Here is a 9,725-nt window from a genome sequence, read left to right on the forward strand (position 1 = left end):
CCCCCCCCCCCCCCCCCCCCCCCCCCCCCCCCCCCCCCCCCCCCCACCCCCCCCCACCCCCCCCCCCCCCCCCCCCCCCCCCTCCCCCCCCCCCCCCCCTCTCTCCCCCCCCCCCCCCCCGCCGCGCTGTCTCCCACCGCCGCCGGTACGGCGAGGTGAACCATCGTCGGATTCGGACGGACCGTCAGTCCCAGCCGTTGTTCATGGCGACCGTGACGGCCCCGCCCCGGGCACCGGTCGCCGCGTCGATCAGCGAGACGGTCGGCGCGACCAGCAGGGTGACGGACAGCACGACCGCGGCCGGAGCGATACGGCGGACGATGGCCATGGCGTTCATTGGAATTCCCCCAATTACCTGCCCGCGAGATGGCGCGGGCACTGACGTGTGAATTCGTGGCGAGCCTGATCCGGCTCGGCACTTTCGGCGGCTTCTCCTTGGTTTCCGAGGAGCTCCCCCTGCCGACACCTCTACTCTCACACGGTCGAGATGGCCTGACCATGGAATCGGTAGGCCAGGGTGTTGCCATGTCACGTTGCTGCCGTCGTCACCCTTCCGCGTCCGGCTCGCCGGACAGCAGGACCTCCCCGAACTGCGGGACGAGCGTCGCCCCGACCCGGACCAGGTGCCCGCCCCGCAGGCCCGAGCAGTAGGCCAGGCAGAGCTCCCGGGCGGCCTCCTCGGCCTCCCGGACCAGGGCCCGGGAGAGGAAGAGCGCCGCGCGGACCGCCCCGTCCCGGGGTTCGGCGTAGACGTGCCGCAGCCCGTGGCCGGGCTCGGCGCAGCGCAGCAGGCCGTCGCGGACCTCCTCCGCGGAGGGCCCGTCGGCCGGAATGGCCAGATCGGCCAGGACGATGTGCATGGCTACCCAGGGAGGGATGGCGGGAAGCGGCCGCTGTCGGGGGACCGGCGACCGCCTCCCACCGCGGCGGTCAGTACAGGACCAGGCCGTTGTCGGCCCGGTGGCCGCGGCTGCGGCGGTGGTCGAGGTGCACGAAGGTCCGGTGCAGCCAGCGGTCGTGGCCGTCGTAGCGGGCCTCGAAGGAGGTCCGCCCGTGCACCGACAGGCGGTTGTCCACGAAGGCCAGCTCGCCGGGCTGGAGCACCAGCATCGCCGAGACGTCGAGCAGGGCGCCGCGCAGGATCTCCAGGGCCGCCGTGGCGGTCTCGTCCAGACCGGTGGTGGCGCTGAAGTCGACCCGGATGTTCGGGTCGTCCGCCGCGCCCTCCAGCACCGGGTGGTACTCGGCCCCGGCGCCGGCGTGGAAGGACGGCGGCGGCTGCGTCACGAAGCGCGGCTGCATCAGGACCTCGATCACGTTGTCCGGGATGATCAGCAGCGCCCGGCGGATCGACGACACCAGGGTGCCGGCGGTGCCGCTGTGGTCGTTGCGCAGGCAGAACAGCCCGACGTAGTCCGGACGGTGCGGGTGGAAGGCGTTCTCCACGTGCAGTTCCAGCAGCGTGCCGGAGCCGGCGTTGCTCTGCGACTCCTCGCGCCCCGGCACCGGGACGACGTTCTGTACCAGGGCGCCGGACTTCTCCTCGCGGTACGCGACGACCTCGCCCAGGGCCAGGCTGACCAGTGCCGAGATCGCGGCCGGAACGGTGGCCACGCGCTCCACCGACTCCGGGACCGTCGGGGTCACCGGCAGCGCGTCCACGTCGTTCGGCAGGTTGCGCAGGATCAGCAGGCCGTCCGGGCCCGGGTCGTGGCGGTAGCGGCGGACCGCCTCCCGGACGCGCAGCGGCAGCCGCGCGGAGAGCTTGCGGGCGGCTCCCATCCACGCGATCTCGTCGACCATGCCGCGCTCGACCCCGACGAGCTGCACGGCCAGGGCGTACACCTCGTCGCGCTCGGCGTCGGTCAGGGTGACGGCACTGGTGGTGTGGATTGACGACGACAACACCGTGGTCATCGGATGACCCCTTTCAGGCTTCTTCGCCGGTTCTCAACCGGAAGTCAGTCGGACATCGCCACGAGGACCCGGCGTGCCCCCGTGAACGGGCGGCGGCCGTGGCCGACCAGCAGGTTGTCGATCAGCAGGACATCGCCTTGGCGCCAGTCCACGTCCACGGCCGCCGCCAGACCGCGGTCGCGGACCTGCAGGACGTGCTCGGCCGGGATCGGCGACCCGTCGGCGAAGGCCACCGACTGCGGCAGGTCCTCCTGCGGCATGACCTTGGCCAGGGCGGCCGCGGTCTCGTCACCGAGCGCGGCCGGGTGCCACTGGTCGGACTGGTTGAACCAGACCTCGGCGCCGGTCCTCGGGTGGTGGACGGTCGCCGGGCGGTTCTGGACGATCCGCAGACTGCCGTCCCGCCGCCACTGGCTCACGGCGTGCGAGGCGGCCAGGAACGCGTCGACCTCGTCCCGGTCACCGGTCTCGAAGGTCTCCTGCCAGCTCTTGCCGAGGCCGAGGCCGCCGTGCAGGTTCTGGGTGTACCGGACACCGTCGGCGAAGCGCTCGCGCACCTCGTCGTCGAGCAGCTCCAGCCAGAGCGCCGCGTCGACCACCGGGGTGGCCCCACCGGTCGCGGCGGCCGTGACGCAGCAGAACAGCAGCCGCGCGGGCCACTGGTGCGCGTACGAGAGCTCGTTGTGCATCGAGATGGTGAACTCGGCCGGGTACTCGGTGGAGGTGTAGACGTTGTCACCGACCTTGGTGCGCGGCGAGTTCCCGTGCACGTAGGCGAGGCGGTTCGGCAGCAGCCGGTCCATGACCGGTGCGAGCCGCTCCTCGGTGGCGCCGAAGCCCCGGAACACCAGGGCCTTCTCCCGGTCCAGCAATGACTCCAGATCAGGGCTGGAATCGAGCCATTCGAGCAGCCCGTCGAGGCCCGAGTCTTCGGACACGGACAGTGATTCCGGGCTGATCTCCAACGGCTTCCAGGCGGGACGTGCGCCCAATGCCGCGACCCCCTTCCAGGTCGACAGACGGCCACGCGGAAATCCGTGGCAGGAGGACGGTCCCGAAAGGTCCTATATTCCAGCGATATTCGCGCCACTCGCACCGCGCCCGAGCCGGCGTATAGGGAATCGATAGCAGGCGGCCCAAGGCTGGCGAGCCAATGCCGGAAACGGTCCGATGGCAGCGAGAGGGCCCCTCATGACCATACCGACAGCGACCGACGCGCGCGGGCGGCCCGACCGAACCGGGCCGACGGCCGGTACCGAAGGAACACCGGCCGACGGAACACCGGCCGACGAACCGGAGGCCGCCCAACCGGGGGCCGGCAAGCCGGGGACCGCAGGCGGCGCCGACACCGCCGCCGGGGCCGACGCGCCGTCACCCGCCGTGCCGCTGCGCCGGAACATGGACTTCCTGCGGCTCTGGGTCGGCGCCGGCCTGTCGAAGTTCGGCTCCACCGTCTCGATGGTCGCCTACCCGATGCTGGTGCTCTGGCAGACCGGCTCCGCCACCGCCTGCGGCTATGTCGCGTTCGCCGCGGCGCTGCCCAACCTGCTGGTCCAACTGCCCGCCGGGGCGCTGGTCGACCGCTGGGACCGGCGCAAGGTGATGCTGGTCTGCGACGCCGTCCGGATGCTCGCCTTCGCCGCCGTCGCACTGGCCGCCTACCACCACTGGGTCTGGGTGCCGTTCATCATGGCCGCCGCCTTCGTGGAGAGCGCGCTCGGGATCTTCTACTCGACCGCCGAGCAGGTGACCGTCCGCAACGTCGTCCCCGTCGAGCAGCTGCCGGCCGCCCTCGCCCAGAACCAGGCCCGCGGTGCGGCCATCGGCCTGCTCGGCCAGCCGCTCAGCGGGCTGCTCTTCACCGTGCTGCGCTGGCTGCCGTTCGCCGTCACCGCCGTGGCCGACCTGGTCGCGCTGATCTGCCTGACCTTCATCCGCCGCGACCTGCGGGCGGCCCCGACCGGTCCGCCGCAGCGGCTGCACCACGAGATCAAGGACGGCGTGGTCTGGCTCTGGCGCCAGAAGTTCCTGCGGATCATGACCGCGGTGTTCGCCGGCAGCAACCTGCTCTTCCAGATGCTGAGCCTCACCGTCATGGTGGTGATCAAGGAGCACGGCGGCAGCCCCGCGGTGCTGGGCCTGGTCTCCGGGGTGGCCGGGATCGGCGGCCTGCTCGGCGCGCTGGCGGCCGGCTGGTGGGCGAAGCGGGTCGGCCTGTACGCCACCGCGGTGCTGGGCCACCTGGTCTGGCTGGTGCTGATGCCGCTGGTCGCGCTGCTGCACCAGCCGGTGGTGATCGGCCTGGTGGCCGCCGGGATCATGTTCGTCGCCGGGCTGTTCAATGTCTGCGGCGGCGTCTACATGGCCCGGAACACCCCGAACGAGCTGCAGGGCCGGGTGACGGCCACCTCGGCCTTCCTGACCTCCGGCGCCAACGCGCTGGGCTCGCTGGCCGCCGGCTACCTGCTCGCCCGGGCCGGGACCACCTGGACCGCGATCGTGATGGCCGCCGTCCTGCTGCTGCTGACCGCCGCCGTGACGCTCAGCCCGGCCGTCCGGGCGGCCGGGCGGGAGGCCCCGGCGTAGCAGCGCGCGGGAGCCTCCCGGCCGAGCCCGCCGGGAGGCTCCCGCAGTGCCGCCGCCGTCAGCCGGCCAGCAGTTGCGGGGTCCGGGACCGCGGCGCCCCGCGCTGGCTCGGCACGCCGCCCGCGCCCGGCGCCGACACCAGCAGCACCACCAGCTCGTGCAGCCGGTACCCGCCCCGCTCGGAACCGCCCGCGCCGGCCGTCTCCAGCAGCCGGATGTCCACCAGCTCCTCCAGCACCTGCTCCGCCGTCGCCTGCGGCAGCCCCAGCTCCCAGGCGGCCGCCTCGGCGGGGAAGACGCCCGTCCCGAAGGGCGCGAGCCTGCTCAGCACCTGCCGGCCGCGCAGGCTGACCTCGCGCAGCGAGCGCCGGATCGTCTCGCGCACCCGCAGCTCGCCGAAGCTCAGCTCGTCCAGCCGGGTGCTCTGGTCGGCCAGCCGCCCGGCCAGCCGGGACAGCGGCCAGTGCGGCCGCGCCGCCAGCCGCACCCCGGCGATCCGCACGGCCAGCGGCAGGCCCGCGCAGCTGTCCACGATCGCCCGGGCCGACAGCGGGTCTGCGGCGACCCGCTCCGGCCCGACCAGCGCGGCCAGCAGCTCCATCGACTCCCCGTCGTCGAAGACCGGCAGCGCCAGGGTGTCCCGCCCCGAGGCGGCCAGCAGGTGCCGGCGGCTGGTGACGATCACCGCCGACTCGGGCCCGTTCGGCAGCAGCGGGGCGATCTGCGCGTTGCTCACCGCGTTGTCCAGCACCACCAGCAGGCGCGCCCCGGCGCAGTGCGTGCGGTACAGCCGGATCAGCTCCAGCAGTCCCCGGTCGGGATCGGCGGACTCGACGCCGAGGGCGTGCAGGAAGGAGGCCAGCACGGTCTCCGGGGAGCGCGAGGTGCCGTCCTGGTCGGTCAGGTCGGCGTAGAGCTGACCGTCCGGGAAGCGGTCCCGCAGGCCGTGCGCCCGGTGGACGGCGAGCGCCGACTTGCCGACCCCGGCCATCCCGGTGATCAGCGCGCGCCGGGGGCCGGCACCGGCCGCGTCCGACGCCACCAACCGCTCCAGCTGGGCCAGCTCCGCCCGGCGGCCGGTGAAGTCCGCGACGTCCGGCGGCAGCATGGCCGGCGCCGGCCGCCCGGCGGCGGGCAGGCCGAGCCGCACCGGGCCCGACGGCGCCGGGCCGGCGACCGGCAGACCCAGGGTGCCCTCCAGGACCGCCTGGTGGACGCCGGTCAGGGTGGCCCCCGGGTCGATCCCCAGCTCCTCGGCCAGGATCCGGCGCCCCGCGTGGAAGACCGCGAGGGCGTCCGACTGCCGGTCGCACCGGTACAGCGCGGTCATCAGCTGGGCCCTCAGCCGCTCCCGGGTCGGGTGCTCGGTGGCCAGCGCGGTCAGCTCCGGCACCAGGCGCTGGTGCCGGCCGAGCGCGAGCTCCACCTCGACCAGGTCCTCCTGCGCGGCCAGCCGCAGCTCCTCCAGCCGGGGCCGCTCGGCGTCCGCCAGGAACTCGGTCACGTTGCCGAGCACCGTGCCGCGGTAGCGGGACACCGCCGCCCGCAGGTCGTCGGCGGCCTGCGCCAGGTTCCCCCGGGTCAGCGCGTCACGACCGCGACGGGCCAGCCGCTCGAACGTCGTCAGGTCCAACTTGGCGTCGTGCGCGACCAGTTGGTACCCACGCGGGCGGCGGACCAGCTCGACGTGCGGCCCCAGGCGCTTCCGCAGCCGGGAGACGTAGGTGTAGATCTGCGCGGTCATCGTGGTCGGCGGGTCCCAGGCCCACAGCATGTCGCTCAGGTGCGTGTCGGAGACGGTCTGGCCGTTCGCCAGCAGCAGGCTGGCGAGCACCGTCTGCGCCTTGACGCCCGGCAGTTCGATGTGGAGGCCCTGGTCGTCGAGGACCTCGACTGGGCCTAGGACACGCAGTTCCATGATTCCCCCTGTGCTGTGCCGAATTCGTGCGGACGGCCGCGTCCGCGGCGACCCGCGATCCGGCGCGCCGACACCGGCCGGCGGCCCCCCTCTGGATTCTGGGCCGGTCGGGGGGCCCAGTCAGCGGTCCGGCGACGTCAGGACGCTGCACTGGCACGATGTGGTCATGCCCGGGAGGGCGGGCCCGGGGGCCGGTCCGGGCCGGTCCGGGGCGGTCCGGGGCTTCGGTAACCCGCGTGGGACCGGGGCTCCGGCCACGGCCGCCGCACGCGGACCGGCCCCCGCCCGCCCCGCGCGCGGCGGGGGGGCGGGGGCCGGCGGCCGGGCCCTCAGCGGCTCAGCTCAGCCGCGGCTCAGCCCAGCCGCGACTCCGCCTCGGTGGCCTCGTCGATCGCCTGCTGCCAGAGGTGGGCCAGCCGGTTCTGGCCGGTCCACACCGTGGCGAGCAGGTGCTTGACCAGCTCGCGCCCGGTGACCGCGTTGGACAGCAGCACCACGCCGGTGCCGGAGTGCACCCGCAGGCCGGTCATCGCCTGGAACCCGACGGCCTGACCTCCGTGCCCGAACTCGAGGTCGCCGCTGGTGTCGTCGACGATGGTGCTCCAGCCGTAGGAGCGGCCGGACTGCGGGGCGAGCATCCGTCGGACCAGCTCGGCGCCCACCAGGCCGCCGGAGTGCCCCAGGTGGCAGCGCCGCACCTCGACGGCCAGCCTGGCCAGATCGGCCGCGGTGGTCCACAGGCCGCCGGCCGCCAGCTCGGGGTTGAGCACGTACCCGCCGGACACCGGGGTGCCGTCGGCGTGGTGGCCGCGCGCGTACGGCCGGCCCAGCTCGTCCGGGACGGCCACCCCGAAGCCACTGCCGGTCATCCCCAGCGGCGCCAGCACCAGCCGGTGCACCAGGGCCGGGAACTCCTCGCCGGTGGCGTCCGCCATGGCCTGCTGGAGCACCGAGTAGTTCAGCGGGATCTGCCGGAAGGTGGCACCGGGCTCGTCCAGCAGCCGGGCCGGCGGGGTGATCGCCGGCGGGCGGCCGTTCAGCACGTCGAGCACCGTGGGCACCGGGTCGTGGCGGTGGTAGTTCCCGTCGACGTCCGGATGGGGGGCGATACCGGACAGGTTGGCGATCAGCAGCCGGGGCGTCACCGGGGTCGACACCCCGGGCAACGCGGGGACCTGCCAGGAGGTGAGGTACTCGTTGACGTCGCGGTCCAGCTCGATCACGCCCGCCTCGACGAGGCGCAACAGGGCGAACGTGGTCACGTGCTTGGAGATCGAACCGGCCGGGAACAGCGTCTCGGCGGTCACCGGTGCGGGGTCCTCCACCCCGAGCACGCCGAACTGCTCGACCGCCGCCAGCTCGCCGTTGCGGATCAGCGCCAGCGAGGCACCCGGGATGCCGTGCCGCGCCATCACCTCGGCCACCCCGGCGACACCCGCCGGAGCCGCCGCGGACCGGCCGCGCGGGGCGGCCGCCGGCCGGTCACCGGCCTGGTCCAGCAGCTCCGCCACGAAGCGCAGCTGCTCGGCGGCGAGGCGCTGAACGGTGGCCGGCTCGTGGACGGCGGTGTTGTACGTCCAGTGCAGGTACAGCCGGCCGTCGTAGACCTCGGCCGCGATGTCGAGCAGGTGGGTCGACGGCGCGTCCGGGGCCGCCCGCAGCTCGATCCGGCCCGGGACGAACACCAGCGGCGGCTCGCCGTCCCGCTCGGCACCGGTGGGCAGCGGCGCGGCGGCCGTCGGCGCGGCCGGGGTGAAGCCGAACCGGACCTCGCCGGTCGGCAGCTCCGCCAGCTCGGCCGCCAGCTCGGCGTCCGGCGCCAGGTAGCGAAGCAGGCCGTAGCCGTGCGCGGGCGCCGGCACCGACCGCAGCCGGCGCGCGACCGCGGTGTGCACGGCGGACAGCTCACGCCCCTTGGGGATCCGCAGCACCACCGGGTGGAGGTCCGCCAGCGGGCCGACGGTGTTCGCCAACTCGGATGCCAGCGCCTGCTGGTGGCGCGGGTCGGTGACGACGTCGAGCAGGATCCGGTCGCCGCCGGCCCACTGCGCCAGGGTCTGGCCGAGGGCGGTCAGCAACGGCTGCTCGGGGCGCGGACCGGCCAGCAGCGCGGCCGTCCGCTCGGCGGGCAGCACGACCGTGACGGTCTCCTCGGTGGCCCGGCACGGCGCCTGGTCCCCGACCCGGTCCACCGGCAGCGGCACGGCCTCGGCCCGGTCGAGCCAGTACTCCGCCTGCTCGGCCACCCGCTCGGAGTGCGCCTGCTCGCCCAGCTCCTGCGCCCAGGCCCGCCACGGCACCTCGACCGGGGCCGTCAGCACCGGAGCACCCGCCGCCGACTGCGCGTAGGCCGCGTTCAGATCGGCGAGCACGATCGGCCAGGAGGCGGCGTCCGCCGCGAGCTGGTGGATCGTCAGCCACAGCTCGTGACGCTTCTCGTCGTCGAAGCGGACCAGCGTGGCGCGGAGCATCGCACCCTCGGACGGGACCAGCCCGGCCCGGTCCCGTGCGAGCGCGCCGTCGAGCTCGCCGGCACGGTCGGCGGGCGCCACGGTACCGAGATCGAGGACCGAGAGCAGGGCCGTCCCGGCGGGCGCCGGGGCCGGCTCCGCCGCCCGGCCGTCGGCGGAGATCCGCAGCCGCAGAGCCTCGTGGCGGGCCACCAGCGCGCCGAGCGCGGCGGCGAGCACCGCTGCGTCGGGCAGCCGCCCGAGCGCCAGCCGGACCGTCCGGGCACCGCCGTCGGCCGAGGCCAGCAGCCGGTGCTGGCTGGGGGTCAGCGGCACGTCCGCCCCGGCCGGACCGGCCGGCTCGGCGTCGATCATGCCCGCCACCTCGGCCAGGCTCTTGGCCTGGAGCATCATCCACAGCGCCAGCGGCACGCCGGCCTCCCGGCACTTGGCCAGCACCTGCACGGCGCGGATGGAGTCGCCGCCGAGGTCGAAGAAGCTGTCCTCGACACCGACCTGGGGCAGACCGAGGACCTCGGCCCAGACGGCGGCGAGGCGTTCTTCGAGGGGGGTGCGGGGGGCGGTGTAGTGGGTGGTGGTGAGGGTGTCGAGGTCGGGGGTGGGGAGGGCGCGGTGGTCGATCTTGCCGTTGGGGGTGAGGGGGATGGCGTCGATCGTGAGGTAGGTGGTCGGGATCATGTAGTCGGGGAGTTTGTCGGCGAGGTGGGTGCGCAGTGCCGCGGTGTCGATGGTGGTGTGGGTGATGAGGTAGGCGGTGAGGCGCTTGTTGCCGGGGCTGGGTTCGCGGACGGTGACGACGGTGTCGGTGATGTGGGGGTGTTCGCGCAGGCGGG

Annotated in this window: 7 protein-coding genes; 1 reads left to right on the plus strand and 6 read right to left on the minus strand. The window is 74.4% G+C overall.

The annotated features are described in order from the left end of the window. Positions 1 to 184: 184 nt before the first annotated feature. The 4 genes from ACZ4UX_RS36815 to ACZ4UX_RS36830 form a co-directional block, all read right to left on the minus strand. Complete coding sequence (locus tag ACZ4UX_RS36815; RefSeq protein ID WP_465709845.1) at positions 185 to 337, minus strand: hypothetical protein; 153 nt, start codon at positions 335 to 337, stop codon at positions 185 to 187. Positions 338 to 545: 208 nt separating this feature from the next. Continuing rightward, positions 546 to 860, minus strand: coding sequence for a hypothetical protein (locus ACZ4UX_RS36820; protein ID WP_465709846.1), 315 nt, complete (start codon positions 858 to 860; stop codon positions 546 to 548). 70 nt (positions 861 to 930) lie between these two features. After that, on the minus strand, positions 931 to 1,917 hold the full coding sequence (locus ACZ4UX_RS36825; RefSeq protein ID WP_465709847.1) for a TauD/TfdA family dioxygenase: 987 nt from the start codon (positions 1,915 to 1,917) through the stop codon (positions 931 to 933). A 44-nt stretch (positions 1,918 to 1,961) separates the two neighbouring features. After that, complete coding sequence (locus tag ACZ4UX_RS36830; protein WP_352298325.1) at positions 1,962 to 2,855, minus strand: TauD/TfdA family dioxygenase; 894 nt, start codon at positions 2,853 to 2,855, stop codon at positions 1,962 to 1,964. Positions 2,856 to 3,108: 253 nt separating this feature from the next. Here ACZ4UX_RS36830 and ACZ4UX_RS36835 point away from each other — a divergent pair, with 253 nt between their 5' ends. Beyond that, the gene (locus tag ACZ4UX_RS36835) at positions 3,109 to 4,503 is read left to right on the plus strand and encodes an MFS transporter (protein ID WP_465709848.1); all 1,395 of its coding nucleotides are present in this window, start codon (positions 3,109 to 3,111) and stop codon (positions 4,501 to 4,503) included. Positions 4,504 to 4,561: 58 nt separating this feature from the next. Here ACZ4UX_RS36835 and ACZ4UX_RS36840 read toward each other — a convergent pair whose 3' ends face one another. Next, positions 4,562 to 6,421 (minus strand): AfsR/SARP family transcriptional regulator, encoded by a 1,860-nt coding sequence (locus tag ACZ4UX_RS36840; RefSeq protein WP_465709849.1) that lies wholly within the window; start codon positions 6,419 to 6,421, stop codon positions 4,562 to 4,564. A gap of 353 nt (positions 6,422 to 6,774) precedes the next feature. Beyond that, positions 6,775 to 9,725: serine hydrolase domain-containing protein (locus ACZ4UX_RS36845; protein WP_465709850.1), on the minus strand; the 2,951-nt coding region annotated here is incomplete at its 5' end.

The sequence above is a fragment of the Kitasatospora sp. NPDC028961 genome, assembly GCF_055564815.1.

Excerpts from the sequence above, each read along its gene's own strand:
- ACZ4UX_RS36815 (WP_465709845.1), bottom strand. The coding sequence starts at position 337 with ATGAACGCCATGGCCATCGTCCGCCGTATCGCTCCGGCCGCGGTCGTG.
- ACZ4UX_RS36820 (WP_465709846.1), bottom strand. The coding sequence starts at position 860 with ATGCACATCGTCCTGGCCGATCTGGCCATTCCGGCCGACGGGCCCTCC.
- ACZ4UX_RS36825 (WP_465709847.1), bottom strand. The coding sequence starts at position 1,917 with ATGACCACGGTGTTGTCGTCGTCAATCCACACCACCAGTGCCGTCACC.
- ACZ4UX_RS36835 (WP_465709848.1), top strand. The coding sequence starts at position 3,109 with ATGACCATACCGACAGCGACCGACGCGCGCGGGCGGCCCGACCGAACC.
- ACZ4UX_RS36840 (WP_465709849.1), bottom strand. The coding sequence starts at position 6,421 with ATGGAACTGCGTGTCCTAGGCCCAGTCGAGGTCCTCGACGACCAGGGC.